Here is a 16,483-nt window from a genome sequence, read left to right as displayed (position 1 = left end):
ATCAGGCCTCCTTGACGTCGGTCGGAGTGCGACGCAGGACGCGGCCGAGACCGCTGACCCGCGGCGACATGAACGCCTTGGTGCTCGCAAGCATTGTCATGATCGGGTGCCGGAAGAGGAACACCACGACCAGGTCGAGCACGGTGGACAGGCCGAGCGCGAACGCGAAGCCCTGAACCGCGCCGATCGAGACGATGTAGAGCACCACCGCGGCCATGATCGTGATCGTGTTCGCCGAGATGATCGTGCGCCGGGCCCGGACCCACGCCCGGGACACCGCGCTACGCGGACTTCGACCCTCGCGGATCTCGTCCTTGAGCCGCTCGAAGTAGATGACGAACGAGTCCGCCGCCACACCGAGCGACACGATGAAGCCGGCGATGCCGGCCAGGGTCAGCGTGAAGCCGATGGTACGGCCGAGGAAGTCCAGCGCGCCGAAGGTCAGCAGGGCCGACAGGATCAGGCTCAGGAAGATGACCGTGCCGAGCAGCCGGTAGTAGAAGAACGCGTAGACGGCCACCAGCAACATGCCGATCGCGGCCGCGAGCAGACCCGCCTTCAGCTGCTGGATGCCCAGGGTCGCGGAGACCGTCTGCGCCGGGCCGGAGGCGAAGGTCACCGGCAGCGCGCCGAAGTTCAGCTGGTCGGCCAGCTGCTTCGCGGAGCTGGCGGTGAACTGGCCGGTGATCTGCGAGGTGCCGGTGAGCACGCCCTGGATCTGCGGCGCGGAGACGATCTCCTTGTCCAGCACCACGGCGACGGCGCAGTGGTCGATGCTGCCGTACATCGCGGTGGCGGCGACGTAGCACGGGTCGCTGGAGGTCGCGGTGAACGCCTGGCGGGTCAGGTTGGCCCACTTCTTCGAGCCATCGCTCTTGAAGTCGAGCGAGACGACCCACTGGCCGTTCTGCTGGTCGAGCTGCGGGCTCGCCTTGGAGATGTCCTCGCCGACGACCGGCGCCTTGTCGAGCAGGACCTTGCCGCCGTTGTAGCAGACCGCGGCCTGCTTGTTCACGTCGTCGATCGCGCCGTTCGGCCGGGCGGCCAGCTGCGCGCAGCTGATCGTCGGCACGTTGAACTGCATCTGCGGGCTCAGCACGTTGACCTCGGCGCCGTCCAGCTTCGAGAACGCCGCGTACGGGAGGCCGGCCTGCTTGTTGGTCGAGAGGTCGACCGGGGCGGTCAGCTTCTCGGCGGCGGCCCAGGCCGCGGGGCCCACCTTCTTCTGCACGTCCGCGACGGTCACGTTCTCGTCACCGGTGGCCTGCGGGAGAGCGGTCTCGCTCGGCGTCGGCGTCGGGGTGGCGCTGGGCGTCGTGCTCGCGCTCGGGGTGGCGCTCGCGCTCGGCGTCTTCGCGGCACCGGCGGCGGCCGACGCGGACGCCTTGGCGCCGGCGCTGGTCGACGGCTTGGCCGAGGCGGACGCCGACGGGCTCGCGCTCGGCGGGTTCAGCGCGCTCGCCGACACGTCGCCGGTCGCGCCGACCACCAGGCGGAAGCGCATCTGCGCCGCCTTCGCCAGGTCCTTGAGCTGGTCCTCGGACTTGCCGGCCAGCGACACCACGATGTTGCGCTGGCCCTGGACGACCACCTCGGCCTCGGACACACCGAGCGCGTTCACGCGGTTCTCGATGATGCCCTTGGCCTGCTCCATGCTCTCCTTCGACGGCACCTGGCCGCCCTGCACGGACGCGATGTAGGTGGCCTGCGTGCCACCGACGAGGTCCAGGCCCAGCTTCGGGTGGAGCCGCTCGGTGAAGCTGCCCTTTGCCCCGCCGAGGAAGAACACGGCGAGATACAGGACGACGAAGACCAGGCCGAGCACTCCGAGTTGCCGTCCGGGATGCATCTGTCCCTGTGGTGGTCGTGCCACGGCTTTCCGTCTCCCTGCGCTACGGCCGCCCCCCTGGCGGCACTTGTTTCATTGTCGACGACCGATCTCCGGCCGTACGAACCGGCCCGGCGGCACAACGCGCCCCGGGCCGGTCCGGCGAAAAAAGGAGTCAGTCCTTTTTCTGAGTGTCGGCGACGACGTCGTCTTTCTGAACGTCATCGACGACCGGCGGCTCGTCCGCGGCCTTCGCCTCGGCCAACGACTCAGCCTCGGGCTCGGCAGCGGCGGTCTCCTCCGCATCCTGCTTGGGCAGCGTGCGGGCGATGGCCTGGCGGGCGAACTTCACCTGGACGCCCGGAGCGACCTCAAGAGTAGCCACGTCGTCGTCCATCGAGACGATCGTGCCGTGCAGCCCGCCAATGGTGACGATCTGGTCGCCAGCGCCGAGCTGGTTCTGCATGTTCAGCGCCTCGCGGCGCCGCTTCTGCTGCGGGCGGATCATCAGGAAATAAACGACGCCGAAGAGCAGGAGCAGGAACAGGATGGTGGTGAAGCTGTTTCCTGATCCGTTGGGCGCTGCTAGTGGCACGAGAAAGCCTTCCGTAGGCCCCGGTGCGGTGGTGTGCGCACGGCGGAGCGACAAACACATCTGGGTTGAACCGCGGCGAGTCTAATCGGTCAACCTGGGAAGTCCGAATGCGGCGCACATCACGTTCACATTACGAGCGGGTTTCATACATCTCGGGCGAACAAATCCGCCTGAACCGCCCCGGACGGCGGCGTCTTGCCCAGGTGCAGCCAGCCCGACTCGGTCGCCACCCGGCCCCGCGGGGTACGCGCCAGCAGCCCCGCCCGCACCAGGAACGGCTCGCACACCTCCTCCACCGTGTCGGACTGTTCGCCCACCGCGACGGCAAGCGTGGACAGGCCGACCGGCCCGCCGCGAAACGTCTCGATCAGCGCCCGCAGCACCGCCCCGTCGAGCCGGTCCAGACCGAGCGCGTCAACGTCGTACACCTGAAGGGCCTCTTGGGCGGTTTCCTTGGTGACCACCCCGTCGGCCCGCACCTCGGCGTAGTCCCGCACCCGGCGCAGCAGGCGGTTGGCGATCCGCGGCGTGCCCCGCGAGCGGCCGGCGATCTCCGCCGCGCCCTCCGGCGTGATCGGCACCCCGAGGATGCGCGCCGAGCGGTGCAGCAACGCGTCGAGATCGGCGGTCGAATAGAAGTCGAGGTGCGCGACGAACCCGAACCGGTCGCGCATCGGTCCGGAGAGCAGGCCCGCCCGGGTGGTCGCCCCGACCAGCGTGAACGGCTCGACGTCCAGCGGGATCGCGGTGGCGCCCGGCCCCTTGCCGACCACCACGTCGACCCGGAAGTCCTCCATCGCGCTGTACAGCAGCTCCTCGGCCGGCTTCGCGATCCGGTGAATCTCGTCGATGAACAGCACGTCGCCGGGCGCGAGGCTGGTCAGGATCGCGGCCAGGTCGCCGGAGCGCTCGATCACCGGCCCGCTGGTGGTGCGGATCCCGGCGCCCAGCTCGGCGGCCACGATGTTCGCCAGCGTCGTCTTGCCCAGTCCGGGCGGCCCCGAGAGCAGGATGTGGTCGGGCGGCGTCCCCCGGCCCATCGCGCCCTTGAGCAGCAACTCCAGCTGGTCGCGGACGCGATGCTGGGCGATGAAGTCGGCCAGCCGGCGCGGCCGGACGCTCGCCTCGGCGTCGAGGTCGTCGTCGCCCGCGTCCGCCGAGATCAACTCGCTCATCGGGCCCGGCCCAGCAGCCGGATCGCCTGCCGCAGCAGCACCGGGACCGGCGGCACCTCACCGTCGATCGTCTCGGCGACCTTCGACACCGCCTGGTCGGCCTGGGCGACGGTCCAGCCCAGCGCGAGCACGCCCTGCCGCACCTGTTCCTGCCAGGCACCGCTGAGCACGCCGGCCGGGGCGCCGTCGCCGATCGGCAGCGGGCCGATCCGGTCGCGCAGCTCGACCACCATCTTCTCGGCGCCCTTCTTGCCGATGCCCGGCACCTGGGTGAGGGTCGCCAGGTCGGCGCCGGCGATGGCCCGGCGCACCACCTCCGGCGAGTGCACGGCGAGCACCGCCTGGGCGAGCCGCGGCCCGACCCCGCTGGCCGTCTGGAGCAGCTCGAACAGCTGCTTCTCGTCGTCGTCGGCGAACCCGTACAGGGTCAGCGAATCCTCCCGGACCACCAGGCTGGTCGCCAGCCGCGCCTCGACGCCGGCCTTGAGGCCGGCCAGCGTGCCCGGCGCGCACTGCACCTGCAGGCCGACGCCGCCGACCTCGACCACGGCGCTGTCCGGGTTGATGGCGGCCACCGTGCCGCGAACGCTCGCGATCATCGTCGTGCTCCCCTGTTCCTGGCCGACCGGGTCGCGGCCAGCGCCGCGGCGTTCAGACGGGCGCGGGTTCCGCCACGCCAGATGTGGCAAATGGCGAGCGCGAGCGCGTCCGCCGCGTCGGCCGGCCTGGGCGGCGCGTCCAGCCCGAGCAGCCGGGTGACCATGCCGGTGACCTGCTGCTTGCCGGCCGTGCCGGAGCCGGTCACGGCCGCCTTCACCTCGCTCGGGGTGTACGTCTGCACCGGCAGCCCGGCCCGCGCGCCGGCCAGCACGGCCACCCCGCTGGCCTGCGCCGTGCCCATCACCGTCCGCACGTTGTGCTGGGAGAACACCCGCTCGACGGCGACGCTCTCCGGCTTGTGCTCGGCGATCAGCGCGGCCAGCTCGGTGTCCAGCCGCAGCAGCCGAAGCGCGATGTCGTCGTCCGGGTCGGTGTAGACCACGTAATACCCGACGAGCTTGCACTGCCGCCCCGGCACGCCCTCGACGACCCCGACGCCGCAGCGGGTGAGACCCGGGTCGACGCCGAGCACGCGCACCACGGACCTCCCCTGCCTCACGTACGTGTGTTCGACACCCTAATACGCGGCGGTCTTGCGCCCGGCACCGACACGCCTCGACGATGAGTGCGAGGAGGCCCTATCTCTGCGGGGGTTGGCATGTACCTCGTTCCGCCGATGGACGACGATCCGCCACCGGAGTTCGTCGCCTTCGTCGCCGGCCATCTCACGGCCCTGCGCCGCGAGACGGACCGGCTCGTGGGTGGCGACCCCGAGGGCGCCCACCTCTATATGGACGTGCTCGCCGACGTGGCCGGCCACTGGCGCCGGCTACGCGCCTGGTCGTGGCTGGCGCACACCGACGCGCCCTCCGCCTACCTGCAGAAACGCCTGGCGTCCCGGACGAAGCAGTGGCGCGAGGAGCAGATCTACGAGGTCGACGTCCGCGTGCTGCGCACGCAGCCCTACGTGCCGCTGCACGGCCCGGGTCAGACGCTGGCGTTACGCAAGGCGAAGGTGCTTCCCGACACCGTACGGCGGGGAGCAGTCCCCCAGGCCGACGCCGGCATCGCGTGGGTCCACGCCTGCCGGAAGGAACAGTGGCACCGGGTCGGCCGCCTGGTGGTGACCGGCATTCTCCTGGTGGGCGGAATCATCCAGTACATGTCCTGGCTCTCCACCAGCACCTGACGGGCCCTACCCAGCCCGGTATTCCGCCTCCAGCTCGGACAGCAGCAGGCTGCGCTCCCACGCATACGTCGACTTGCCCGGCGGCAGGCGGAGAATCCGGACATGCGCGTCGTCTTCGTCGCGATCGGGGGTCTGATCGACGATCCAGTACTCGGGGATGCCGCGCTTGGCATACCAGTCCATCTTGTCGGTGTACTCACCGTTCAACGAATTCTCCGAGACAACTTCGACCACCAGGCGGTACGCCGAGCCGGGCAGGTTCGAATAGCCCTGCTTGCCCCCTGGAAGCGCCCCGGTGACCACGCCGACATCGGGAAGCCGGCAGTCCCGCGGTCGATCCCCCAGCACCCCCGCGTCCTGGAAGACATCGAGACCGGCGGTGTGAAGCATGAGGAAGAGACGACGTGCGATCGACTTATGCCCGAACGTCGACGGCGTCATGATGACGAGGTTTCCCTCGTGCAACTCGTAGCGGTAACCCTCGGGCAGGCTGAGGAGATCTTCGACATCGAGGCTCTCAATGGGGGGCAGATTCAAGCTCGGCATCACCAGCACCTCCTCACCCTACTGGTCATAAGACCAGATGTCACCGGTCAACTGAACCCATGCTCGCATCCGCGCGACGATGCGGACACAAGTATCGCCGCACGCGAACGGGGCTGGTGCAACACAAGCACCAGCCCCGCCCGGAAACTCGGGTGTCACGCGTCGATGGCGGCCATGACCTCGTCGGAGACGTCGAAGTTGGCGTAGATGTTCTGGACGTCGTCGCAGTCCTCGAGCGCGTCAATCAGCTTGAACACCTTGCGCGCCGCGTCCTCGTCCACCGGCACTGTCATCGTCGGCACCAGCGACGACTCGGCCGAGTCGTACTCGATGTTCGCCTCCTGCAGTGCCGTGCGCACCGGTACCAGGTCGGTCGGTTCGCTGACCACCTCGTACGACTCGCCCAGGTCGTTGATCTCCTCGGCGCCGGCGTCGAGCACGGCCAGCATCAGGTCGTCCTCGGTGAGGCCACCGCTCGGGACGATCACCACGCCCTTGCGGTTGAACAGGTACGAGACGCTGCCGGCGTCGGCGAACGTGCCGCCGTTGCGGGTCAGCGCGGTGCGCACCTCGGTGGCCGCCCGGTTGCGGTTGTCGGTGAGGCACTCGATCAGGATGGCGACGCCGTTGGGGCCGTAGCCCTCGTACATGATCGTCTGCCAGTCGGCGCCGCCGGCCTCGAGGCCGGAGCCGCGCTTGACCGCGCGGTCGATGTTGTCGTTGGGGACGGAGCTCTTCTTCGCCTTCTGGATGGCGTCGTAGAGCGTCGGGTTGCCTGCCGGATCCCCACCGCCCGTGCGGGCCGCAACCTCGATGTTCTTGATGAGCTTCGCGAACATCTTGCCGCGCTTGGCGTCGATGACGGCCTTCTTGTGCTTGGTCGTCGCCCACTTGGAGTGGCCGGACATGCAAAACCTCCGTGTCTCAGGCGGCCTGGCGGACCATCTCGACGAAGTACCGGTGGACGCGGAGGTCGCCGGTCAGCTCCGGGTGGAAAGCCGTGGCAAGCAGGTTCCCCTGCCGAACGGCGACAATCCTACCGGCGGCCGGGCCGTCCTTGACGCGGCCCAACACCCGCACATCGTCGCCGACCTCCTCGACCCATGGCGCACGGATGAAGACGGCGTGAAAATCGCCACCGGGGATCTCCTCGATCGGCACGTCGCCCTCGAACGAGTCGACCTGCCGGCCGAACGCGTTGCGCCGCACGGTCATCTCGATCCCCTGGAAGGACTCCTGGTCGGGCCGCCCGTCGAGCACCGAGGTGGCCAGCATGATCATGCCCGCGCAGGACCCGTACACCGGCATGCCGTCGGCGATCCGCTTGCGAATCGGATCGAGCAGCCCGAAGCTCACCGCCAGATTGCTGATCGCGGTCGACTCGCCGCCGGGGATCACCAGCGCCTCGACGTCGGTGAGTTCCTCGGGCCGCCGCACCGGCCGGGCCAGCACGTCACTCTCGGCGAGCGCGGCGAGGTGCTCCCGAACGTCTCCCTGCAGGGCCAGCACTCCGATGTTCACCCGACCAGCTTAGGCGCGGTCCACGCCGCCCGGCCCCGCACCCCAACTTCAAGATCCAATTCCGGTCGTGCCTGGGTGGTGGGTACAGACCGTCGCTCACGCCGAGGCCGGGCCAGGGGCCCAGCTGACGCTGCCCCTGACCCTTCATTCTGCGTGAGTGGTTACGCAAGACCCTTGCCGGTCGCCGGCGCGGTTTGTCCGCCGCCGCGGAACACCCCCGGGCACCACCCCGCACGCCCCGGCCGCGATGCACCGGGGTGCGGGGTGAAGACCGTGGAGGCGCTGCCCCCACACCCCCGGCCGAGCGCTCGGAGATCCTCGCGTGTTGGTTGCGGAGGTGGGTGATCTCCTCGCGACGGCTGCCGTAGGGAATCTCGGGGTGGGCAGGAGCGCAACCAAACCCCGGTTGCGCTCCTGCCCACCCCGAGATGGCGCTTGGCTGCCGTCGCGAGGAGATCACCCGCCAGAGCTCGCTCTGAGCCGGCCACTCTCGTATGGCTATCCGCACTCGCCACCAGGCCGCCTGTCACCGGCGCAGGCGGGCGATCTAGAAAAGTAAGCGGTTGCTACTTACCGCAGGTCTCCAAGATCCGGCGCAGGCGGGCGATCCGGGAGGGCGGGCGGCTCCGAGACGCGAAAATGCCGGCCCGGGGAGGGGCCGGCATTTTGGGAGGCTGGGTCAGCTGAGCAGCTGTGGCAGCTTCTCGAACAGCTGCGTTGTGTACGTGACCATCTCGTGCAGCATCCAGTTGCCCGAGATCAGCAGCGCCGCGCCGACGGCCGCCGCCTTGGGGACGAACGCGAGCGTCGCCTCCTGGATCTGGGTGACCGACTGGAAGAGCGAGACCGTGAAGCCCACCGCCAGGGCGGTCAGCAACACCGGGGCGGCCATCTTCGCGGCGATGGTCAACGCCTGCAGAGCCAGTTCGGTAATCATCGCGTCGGTCATGCAAGTCAGTTCGGGCCGCCGTCCGGTTCACCGAGTGCGAACCGGGCGTTGCCAGGTTGCCGTCCGGTTCGCCGGGGCGAAACCCGCAAGGGAACAGGCCACCCGGGGGTCGATTGGCCATCGGTCGGACCGGCGACGCTGAGTAAGATTCGGGTACCGAAAACCCCGCTTGAGGAGCCGAACCATGTCTGAGAACCAGCCCACCGTCGGGACCGCGCGAGTCAAGCGCGGTATGGCGGAGATGCTCAAGGGCGGCGTGATCATGGATGTGGTCACGCCGGACCAGGCGAAGATCGCGGAGGACGCCGGCGCCGTGGCGGTCATGGCGCTGGAGCGGGTGCCGGCCGACATCCGCGCGCAGGGCGGCGTGTCCCGGATGTCCGACCCCGACATGATCGACGGCATCATCGCCGCCGTGTCGATCCCGGTGATGGCCAAGGCCCGGATCGGGCACTTCGTCGAGGCCCAGGTCCTCCAGTCGCTGGGCGTGGACTACATCGACGAGTCCGAGGTGCTGACCCCGGCCGACTACGCCAACCACATCGACAAGTGGCGGTTCACCGTGCCCTTCGTCTGCGGCGCGACCAACCTCGGCGAGGCCCTGCGCCGCATCACCGAGGGCGCCGCGATGATCCGCTCGAAGGGCGAGGCCGGCACCGGCGACGTCTCCAACGCCACCACCCACATGCGTAAGATCCGCCAGGAGATCCGCCGCCTGCAGACCCTGCCCGAGGACGAGCTGTTCGTCGCCGCCAAGGAGCTCCAGGCGCCGTACGAGCTGGTCAAGGAGGTCGCCGAGGCCGGCAAGCTCCCGGTGGTGCTGTTCACCGCCGGCGGCATCGCCACGCCCGCCGACGCCGCGATGATGATGCAGCTGGGCGCCGAGGGCGTCTTCGTCGGCTCCGGCATCTTCAAGGCCGGCAACCCGGCCCAGCGCGCCGCCGCGATCGTCAAGGCCACCACGTTCCACGACGACCCCGACGTGATCGCCAAGGTCTCCCGGGGCCTGGGCGAGGCCATGGTCGGCATCAACGTCGACGACATCCCGGTCCCGCACCGGCTCGCCGAGCGCGGCTGGTAGTTCAACACCTTTCGCGCGTACGCGGCGGAGGCCGTCCCCAACCGCAGTCGGGACCGCCCCCGCCGCGCAGCGCGACCTGAGTGATCCCCGAGCCCTTGCCGCGACCTGCGGGCTGAGACGAAACTCGAGCTCCCGCCGGCACCCGCTGCGCCAAGGCACCCGGCACCTCTCTCCTCCCGGCCACCGGCCCGCGAGCGTCAGACCGATTCCAGCGGCACGGTGGGTGGCGACGACGGCATCGGCAGCCCGGCCGCCGTCTCGGGCAGCGCCGGGTCCTCGATGTCGAAGTACTGCGGCAGCGGGTACCGCCGGGCCATGCCCAGCGCCCGCACCAGCGGCCGGCGCCGGGCGGTCAGCGCGTCCCGCACCTGATCGGTGTGCACCTGCCGGGCCAGCCCCACCCGCCGGCTCGTGGCGATCAACTGGCGGGTGGCCCCGTCCGTCCCGGAGAGCGGCGCCGCCCGCAGCCGGCGGGTCAGATCGTTCTCGGCCGACTCGCGCTCGTCGGGGTCGGCGTCCAGCGCCAGGCGGGCCGCCGCGTACAGCTCGTCGTTGTCCTGCTGCTCGGCGACCACCGCGGCCGCCGCGGCCCGGCGCAGCAGGTGCGCGTCGAGGGCCCGCTCGGCCGACTGCGCCCGCACGTGCACCCGCTCGACCCGATGTGCCGTCCAGCCGAGGTAGGCGGAGAGCAGCGCGACCAGCGCGACCGCCCCCAGCACCCACCACATGCCGGGCATCGTAGTGCCCCTGAGCGACGCGCGGTCAGGCCCCCGGCCGTGGCTCTACCCACTCTTCGTCGATGACCCGGCCGTCGGTTGCCTCGATCGCGGTGGCGTAGACCTCGAGCACCCGCTGCGCGACGGTCGGCCAGTCGAAGGCCGCGACGGTGGTGCGGGCCGCCGCGGAGAGCGCCGCCCGCCGGTCCGGGTCGTCGAGCAGCGTCCTGAGCAGCGCCGTCAGCGCGGCCGCGTCCCCGGTCGGGAAGAGCGCACCGGCCCTGCCGCCGTCCAGCACCCGGCGGAACGCCTCCAGGTCGCTCGCGGCGATCGCGGTGCCGGCCGCCATCGCCTCGGTGAGGATCATGCCGAAGCTCTCGCCGCCGGTGTTCGGCGCCACATACACGTCGACGCTGCGCAGCATGCGAGCTTTGTCGGCCTCCGACACAAGCCCGAGGAATGTCACCCGATCGTGCAGATCGCCGGGAATTTCGTCGTAAAGGTCGGCAGTGTCCCCGGGACCGGCCACCAGCAGGCGCAGGCCGGGCCGCTCCCGGGCCAACGGCACGAACGCCGACCGCAGAATGCCGAACCCCTTGCGCGGCTCGGTGAACCGCCCGAGGAAGCCGAGCGCCCCGCCGGTGCCGGGCCACCCGTCCAGCGGCGTCGCGTCCGCGTACTTCACCACCGCCACCCCGTTGGGGATCTCCACCGCTCCCCCGCCGAGGTGCTCCACCTGCACCTTCCGGGCCAGCTCGCTGACCGCGATCCGGGCGGTGATCTTCTCGACCACCAGCTGCAGCAGACCCTGGGCAACCGACAGCGCCCGCGATCTCGTCATGGCGGTGTGGAAGGTCGCCACCACCGGTCCCCGCGCCGACAACACCGCCAGCATCGAGAGGCTGAGCGCCATCGGCTCGTGCACGTGCAGCACGTCGAAGGCGCCGCGGTTGAGCCACCGGCGCACCCGCGCCGTCGACACCGGCCCGAACGCGATCCGCGCCACCGACCCGTTGTACGGCAGCGGCACGGCCCGCCCGGCGGGCACGACGTACGGCGGCAGGTCGGCGTCCTCGTCGGCCGGCGCCAGCACGCTGACCTCGTGCCCGAGCCCGATCAGCGCCTCGGAGAGGTCCATGATGTGGTTCTGCACGCCGCCGGGGACGTCGAAGGAGTAAGGCGAGACGATCCCGATCCGCACGACGGCCCCCTACAGCCACAGCTTCTGGAGCATGTGCCAGTCCTGCGGATGTTCGGCGATCCCCGCCGCGTAGGCGTCGGCCAGCAACTGGGTGGTCGCCTTGACCCGCTCGTCGAGCGGCCCCTCGGTGGGCGGCACGACCGGGCGCAGCACCGCGTACGTCTGGGTCGGGGTGAAGGAAAGGTCGACGGCGTACAGCGGCGCCCCGGTGCGGATCGCCAGGATCGCCGGGCCGGCCGGCATCCGGGTGGTCCCGCCGAAGAAGCTGACCTCCACGCCCCGCTGGGAGAGGTCGCGGTCGCCGAGCAGGCAGACGATCCAGCTCTGGCCGAGGCGCTCGGCGAGCACGTCGAGCGGGGGCCGTTCGCCGCCGGTGAGCGGGATGACCTCCATGCCGAGCTTCTCGCGGTACTCGACGAACTGCCGGAACACGCCCTCGGGCTTGAGCCGCTCGGCCACCGTGACCATGGACCAGTCGTTGGAGACGACCCAGGCCGCGGCGGCGTCCCAGTTCGCCACGTGCGGCAGCGCGAGAATCACGCCGGTGCCGTCGGCCACCCCGGTCTTGATGTAGTCGTAGTGCTCCGGGGCGATCCCGAAGCCGTCGAGGAACTGCTGTTTGCTCTGCGACGGGAGCCGGAACGCCTCCAGCCAGTACCGCGCGTAGGAGCGCAGCCCGTCGCGCACCAGCGAGTCCGGCATCTCCGGCCCGACGACCTGGGCGAGATTCTTGCGCAGCCGCTGGGTGCCGGGTCCGTTCTTCTTGTACGCGCGATCGGCCGCCGCGTTGAACAGGGCGCGCGCGACCGGGAGCGGCAGCGTGCGGACGAGCCGCCACCCGGCCGCGAACCCGATCTCGGTCAGCCGGTCCTTCACGAATGCTCCGGCGTCGGGGCTGCCGCCGTCGCGTCGCCGTCGCCGGCCGGAAGCGGCTCGGTGCGGGCGGCGTGGATCAGGCGCTGGAAGATGGTGACCACCGAGAGCGCGGCGACCACCCACAGCGCGGCCGGCAGGCCCCACGCGAGGCCCGCCGAGCCGAGCAGCCCGCCGACGCCGAGGATGACCAGCCGTTCGAGGCGCTCGGCGATGCCCACGTCCGCGTTCAGTCCGAGGCTCTGCGCCCGCGCCTTCACGTACGACACCACCTGGCCGGCCGCGAGGGCGATCAGGGCCGCGGCCGTCCCGCCGTACGGGTTGCCCTCGGTGGCCATGTAGAAGACGACCGCGCCGAAGACCGCGCCGTCGGCGATCCGGTCCATGGACGAGTCGAGCAGGGCGCCGAACTTGCCGGAGCCGCCCCGCATCCGGGCCATCGTCCCGTCGAGCACGTCGGTCAGCGCGCAGGCCGTGACGACCCAGGTGGCCCAGAAGAGATGGCCGGTCGCGCCGAGCCAGGCGCCGAACAGCACGCCGACGGTGCCGGCGATGGTGACGGCGTTGGGGGATATCCCGAGCCGCAGCAGGAAGCGGGCGGTCGGGTTGACGCCGTGCGACACGACAGCACGGGCGGGTACTTGGACGATCTTTGCCATGGCGGTCCCACCATATCGGCGCTGAACTCCAGACGGCACATGCCGGGCCCGCAGTGGCCGTATCGTCATCTCTGCGACGTTTTGCCAATTACAACCCAACTACAAAGGGTTGCGGGCGCTACAGCGCCGGGTGTGGGATTCAGGAACAGCGTCGTAACGTTCACGAAACGACAGGGAGCGGCGGCCATGGCGCAGAAGACCTCGGAGAAGGGGCTCAACGGCGCGACGGCGCCGGTGGTGACCGAGCCCGGCAGAGTACGCAACGTGGTGCTGGTGGGCCACTCGGGTTCGGGCAAGACCACTCTGGTCGAGGCCCTGCTCGCCGCCACCGGGACGATTCCGCGGGCGGGCACGGTGACCGACGGCACCACGGTGTCCGACTACGACCCGGCGGCGGTACGCCAGCAGCGGTCCGTCGCGCTGGCCTGCGCCCCGCTGATCCATCAGGATGTCAAGATCAACCTGCTCGACACGCCCGGCTACGCCGACTTCGTGGGTGAGCTCCGGGCCGGCCTGCGGGCCGCGGACGCCGCGGTCTTCGTCGTCTCGGCCGAGGGCGGCGTGGACGACGCCACCACCGCCCTGTGGGAGGAGTGCGCCGCGGTCGGCATGCCCCGGGCCGTGGTGATCACCCGGCTCGACCACCCGCGCGCCGACTACGACGGCACCCTGGAGGCCTGCCAGGAAGCGTTCGGCGAGAACGTCATGCCGACCTACCAGCCGATGCTCGCCGACGACGGCCAGTCGGTGGCCGGCCTGCTCGGCCTGGTCACGCTGCGGGTGCTGGACTACTCCGAGGGCTACCCGCCCAAGGTCGGCCAGGCCGAGCCCGAGCACCTGGCCCCGATCGCCGACGACCGGAACACGCTGATCGAGGGGATCATCGCCGAGAGCGAGGACGAGACCCTCATGGACCGCTACCTCGGCGGCGAGGAGGTCACCTCCGACACCCTGATGGCCGACCTGGAAAAGGCGGTCGCCAAGGGCAATTTCTACCCGGTCATCCCGGTCTGCTCGGCCACCGGTGTCGGGCTCGACGCGCTGCTCGACGGCCTGGTCACCGCCGCGCCCTCGCCGCTGGAGCACGACCTGCCGGTGGTCACCGGGGTGGACGGCGCGCCCCGCCCGCCGCTGACCTGCGACCCCGAGGGCCCGCTGGTCGCCGAGGTGGTCAAGACCACGATCGACCGGCACGTGGGCCGCGTCTCGCTGGTCCGGGTCTTCTCCGGCACCCTGCGTCCCGAGCAGGTGCTGCACGTCTCGGGGCACGGCCTCGCCGAGCGCGGCCACCCCGACCACGATGCCGACGAGCGCGTCGCGCACATCTACTCCCCGCTCGGCGCGACCCTGCGCGAGGTGCCCTACTGCGTGGCCGGCGACCTCTGCGCGATCACCAAGTCGGGCAGCGCCGAGACCGGCGACACGCTCTCCAGCAAGGACGACCCGTTGCTGATGGCGCCGTGGTCGATGCCGGAGCCGCTGCTGCCGATCGCGATCGTCGCCAAGAGCCGCTCGGACGAGGACAACCTCGCGAAGAACCTGGCCCGTCTCGTGGCCGGCGACCCCACGCTGCGGCTCGACCGCAACGCGGAGACCCATCAGCTGGTGCTCTGGACGATGGGCGAGTCGCACGCCGACGTGGTCCTCGACCGGCTCCGCTCGGGCGGCGTCGAGCTGGACACCGAGCCGGTCAAGGTGCCGCTGCGGGAGACCTTCACCTCCAGCGCCAAGGGCCACGGCCGGCATGTGAAGCAGTCCGGTGGCCACGGCCAGTACGCGGTCTGCGACATCTCGGTCGAGCCGCTCCCCCGTGGCTCGGGTTTCGAGTTCGTCGACAAGGTGGTCGGCGGCGCCGTCCCGCACAACTACATCCCCTCGGTGGAGAAGGGCGTCCGCAGCCAGCTCGACCGCGGCCTGGTCGCCGGCTACCCGGTGGTCGACCTGCGGGTGACGCTCTTCGACGGCAAGGCGCACAGCGTCGACTCGTCGGACGCCGCGTTCCAGACCGCCGGCGCGCTCGCCCTGCGCGAGGCCGCCGCGGCCGCCCAGGTCACGCTGCTCGAGCCGATCGACGAGATCGCCGTCCGCGTTCCGGAGACCTTCGTCGGCGCGGTGATGAGCGACCTGTCCGGCCGCCGCGGGCGCCCGCTGGGCAGCGAGTCCGAAGCGGACGGCGCGCACAGCGTGGTCCGGGCCGAGGTGCCGGCCACCGAGCTGATCCGCTACGCGGTCGAGCTGCGCGCCCTGTCCTCGGGTGCGGGCACCTTCACCCGCACCTACGTCCGGCACGAGCCGATGCCGGCCCACCTGGCCGATGCCGTACGCAAGGAGCATGCCAAGTAACGGTCAGAGAGTGATGGCGTTGGCCGCCTCGTGCATCGGCGCGAGGATCTTGTCGATCACCTGCTCCTTGCGCGGGTGGTACTTCAGGGTCCGCATGCCGTAGCTGCGGAAGGCGATCGCGAGGCGGCCACCCGGCACCATGTCCTTGGCCATCTTCCGGCCGATGGCCATGTTCTTGTCCACGTACGGGCGCATCACCCGCTCGTACTCCTCGAGACCGCCGGGCTCGCCGAGGTGCTGGGCGAGCACGTGCGCGCCGACCAGCGCGAGGCTGGTGCCCTGGCCGGAGGCCGGTGACGGGCAGTAGCCTGCGTCGCCGAGCAGCACGATCCGGCCGGCCGACCAGCGCGGCAGCTCCACCTGGGCGAGCGAGTCGAAGTAGAAGTCGTCGGCCGCGTCCAGCGACGCGAGGAACCGGTCGGTCTCCCAGCCGATGCCGGTGAAGGCCTCCCGGACCATCGCCTTCTGGGCGCGGATGTCACGCCGGTCGTAGCCGACCGGCGGCGACGCGAAGGTGAGGCCGACCTTGGCGGGCCGGTCCGGGCCCATCGCGTACGCGAAGACGAGGCGCCCCGGGCGGAAGAACATGATCTCTTCCCGGTCGATGCGCAGGTGGTTGGGCACCGAGAAGATCGAGATGTACGCGCCGAGGTGGGTCGGCTGGCTCTCGCCAAAGGCCAGCCGCCGGGTCACCGAGTTCAGGCCGTCGGCGCCGACCACGTAGTCGTAGCGGCCGCTTCGCCCGCTGGAGAAGGTGACCTCGACGCCACCCGGGTCGTCCCGGAGGGCCGCGATCGCATCGCCGAACACGTATTCGGCGTCGGCGACGCTCTCCTCGTACAAAATCTGGCCGAGGTCTCCCCGCAGCACCTCGATGTCGTCGCCGCGCCGCCCCATCAGCAGATCGGCCGGGAGCGCGGCGATCGGCCGCCCGTCGCGCTTGACGTAGGTGATCCGCTGCATCCCGACGTCGACGGCCCGCGCCCGCTCGTAGACGCCCATGCGCTTGAGCGCCACCACACCGGAGCCGCGCACGTCCACCTTGTAACCCCCGGTGCGCAGCTCGGCGGCGCGCTCCACGACGGTCACCTCGAAGCCACGTCGGCGCAGGCCCAGCGCCAGGGCGGGGCCGGCCACGCCGGCTCCCGAGATCAGCACTCGCTTCGCAGTCATGCGGCTACTATACAAACGTCTTATACATTTGTAT

The 16,483-nt window shown here is 70.6% G+C and carries 17 protein-coding genes; 3 read left to right on the top strand and 14 right to left on the bottom strand.

What is annotated here, in order from left to right:
* Window position 1: 1 nt before the first annotated feature.
* The 5 genes from secD to ruvC form a co-directional block, all read right to left on the bottom strand.
* Entirely contained in the window at window positions 2-1,849 is a 1,848-nt protein-coding gene (secD, locus tag ODJ79_RS13805) for a protein translocase subunit SecD (protein WP_263023890.1), read from the bottom strand.
* A gap of 154 nt (window positions 1,850-2,003) precedes the next feature.
* On the bottom strand, window positions 2,004-2,423 hold the full coding sequence (gene yajC, locus ODJ79_RS13800; protein ID WP_263023807.1) for a preprotein translocase subunit YajC: 420 nt from the start codon (window positions 2,421-2,423) through the stop codon (window positions 2,004-2,006).
* A 143-nt stretch (window positions 2,424-2,566) separates the two neighbouring features.
* Window positions 2,567-3,598 carry a Holliday junction branch migration DNA helicase RuvB gene (gene ruvB, locus ODJ79_RS13795; RefSeq protein WP_263023806.1) on the bottom strand — a complete coding sequence of 344 codons (1,032 nt, stop codon included), beginning with the start codon at window positions 3,596-3,598 and terminating at the stop codon, window positions 2,567-2,569.
* Window positions 3,595-4,197: a Holliday junction branch migration protein RuvA gene (gene ruvA / locus ODJ79_RS13790; protein ID WP_263023805.1), complete on the bottom strand. Its 603-nt coding sequence runs from the start codon at window positions 4,195-4,197 to the stop codon at window positions 3,595-3,597. The genes ruvB and ruvA overlap by 4 nt, the downstream gene beginning before the upstream one ends.
* Window positions 4,194-4,736 (bottom strand): crossover junction endodeoxyribonuclease RuvC, encoded by a 543-nt coding sequence (gene ruvC / locus ODJ79_RS13785; protein ID WP_263023889.1) that lies wholly within the window; start codon window positions 4,734-4,736, stop codon window positions 4,194-4,196. Before ruvC ends, ruvA begins: the two co-directional genes overlap by 4 nt.
* Window positions 4,737-4,856: 120 nt before the next feature.
* On the opposite strand from ruvC, the gene ODJ79_RS13780 reads away from it, so the two are divergent.
* Window positions 4,857-5,387 carry a hypothetical protein gene (locus ODJ79_RS13780; RefSeq protein WP_263023804.1) on the top strand — a complete coding sequence of 177 codons (531 nt, stop codon included), beginning with the start codon at window positions 4,857-4,859 and terminating at the stop codon, window positions 5,385-5,387.
* A 6-nt stretch (window positions 5,388-5,393) separates the two neighbouring features.
* Here the strand turns inward: ODJ79_RS13780 and ODJ79_RS13775 are convergent, their stop codons facing one another.
* The 4 genes from ODJ79_RS13775 to ODJ79_RS13760 all read right to left on the bottom strand — a co-directional run bounded on the left by ODJ79_RS13775 (window position 5,394) and on the right by ODJ79_RS13760 (window position 8,403).
* Window positions 5,394-5,933 carry a Uma2 family endonuclease gene (locus ODJ79_RS13775; RefSeq protein WP_263023888.1) on the bottom strand — a complete coding sequence of 180 codons (540 nt, stop codon included), beginning with the start codon at window positions 5,931-5,933 and terminating at the stop codon, window positions 5,394-5,396.
* 155 nt (window positions 5,934-6,088) lie between these two features.
* Window positions 6,089-6,841, bottom strand: coding sequence for a YebC/PmpR family DNA-binding transcriptional regulator (locus ODJ79_RS13770; protein ID WP_263023803.1), 753 nt, complete (start codon window positions 6,839-6,841; stop codon window positions 6,089-6,091).
* A 16-nt stretch (window positions 6,842-6,857) separates the two neighbouring features.
* Complete coding sequence (gene pdxT, locus ODJ79_RS13765) at window positions 6,858-7,454, bottom strand: pyridoxal 5'-phosphate synthase glutaminase subunit PdxT (protein WP_263023802.1); 597 nt, start codon at window positions 7,452-7,454, stop codon at window positions 6,858-6,860.
* 679 nt (window positions 7,455-8,133) lie between these two features.
* A complete protein-coding gene (locus ODJ79_RS13760) occupies window positions 8,134-8,403 on the bottom strand; it encodes a flagellar biosynthetic protein FliQ (protein ID WP_263023801.1) in 270 nt (89 codons plus the stop codon).
* A gap of 184 nt (window positions 8,404-8,587) precedes the next feature.
* On the opposite strand from ODJ79_RS13760, the gene pdxS reads away from it, so the two are divergent.
* On the top strand, window positions 8,588-9,484 hold the full coding sequence (pdxS, locus tag ODJ79_RS13755; protein WP_263023800.1) for a pyridoxal 5'-phosphate synthase lyase subunit PdxS: 897 nt from the start codon (window positions 8,588-8,590) through the stop codon (window positions 9,482-9,484).
* Between the two features lie 197 nt (window positions 9,485-9,681).
* On the opposite strand, the gene ODJ79_RS13750 is transcribed toward pdxS, so the two are convergent.
* Genes ODJ79_RS13750 through pgsA form a run of 4 tightly spaced genes read right to left on the bottom strand, consistent with a single transcriptional unit; the run spans window position 9,682 to window position 12,933 of the window.
* Window positions 9,682-10,221, bottom strand: a complete 540-nt coding sequence (locus tag ODJ79_RS13750) for a hypothetical protein (RefSeq protein ID WP_263023799.1) — start codon at window positions 10,219-10,221, stop codon at window positions 9,682-9,684.
* 25 nt (window positions 10,222-10,246) lie between these two features.
* Window positions 10,247-11,401 carry a glycosyltransferase family 4 protein gene (locus ODJ79_RS13745; RefSeq protein ID WP_263023798.1) on the bottom strand — a complete coding sequence of 385 codons (1,155 nt, stop codon included), beginning with the start codon at window positions 11,399-11,401 and terminating at the stop codon, window positions 10,247-10,249.
* A 9-nt stretch (window positions 11,402-11,410) separates the two neighbouring features.
* Window positions 11,411-12,277, bottom strand: coding sequence for a phosphatidylinositol mannoside acyltransferase (locus tag ODJ79_RS13740; RefSeq protein WP_263023797.1), 867 nt, complete (start codon window positions 12,275-12,277; stop codon window positions 11,411-11,413).
* Window positions 12,274-12,933, bottom strand: a complete 660-nt coding sequence (gene pgsA, locus ODJ79_RS13735; protein WP_263023796.1) for a phosphatidylinositol phosphate synthase — start codon at window positions 12,931-12,933, stop codon at window positions 12,274-12,276. The genes ODJ79_RS13740 and pgsA overlap by 4 nt, the downstream gene beginning before the upstream one ends.
* 186 nt (window positions 12,934-13,119) lie before the next feature.
* On the opposite strand from pgsA, the gene ODJ79_RS13730 reads away from it, so the two are divergent.
* Window positions 13,120-15,276: an elongation factor G-like protein EF-G2 gene (locus ODJ79_RS13730; RefSeq protein ID WP_263023795.1), complete on the top strand. Its 2,157-nt coding sequence runs from the start codon at window positions 13,120-13,122 to the stop codon at window positions 15,274-15,276.
* Window positions 15,277-15,279: 3 nt separating this feature from the next.
* On the opposite strand, the gene ODJ79_RS13725 is transcribed toward ODJ79_RS13730, so the two are convergent.
* A complete protein-coding gene (locus ODJ79_RS13725) occupies window positions 15,280-16,449 on the bottom strand; it encodes an FAD-dependent monooxygenase (RefSeq protein WP_263023794.1) in 1,170 nt (389 codons plus the stop codon).
* Window positions 16,450-16,483 lie beyond the last annotated feature (34 nt).

The organism is Actinoplanes sp. KI2 (assembly GCF_025630775.1).
Classification (GTDB): Bacteria; Actinomycetota; Actinomycetes; order Mycobacteriales; family Micromonosporaceae; genus Actinoplanes.
The sequence above is the reverse complement of the archived record's forward strand: the minus strand, read 5'-3'. Positions and strand labels throughout refer to the sequence as shown.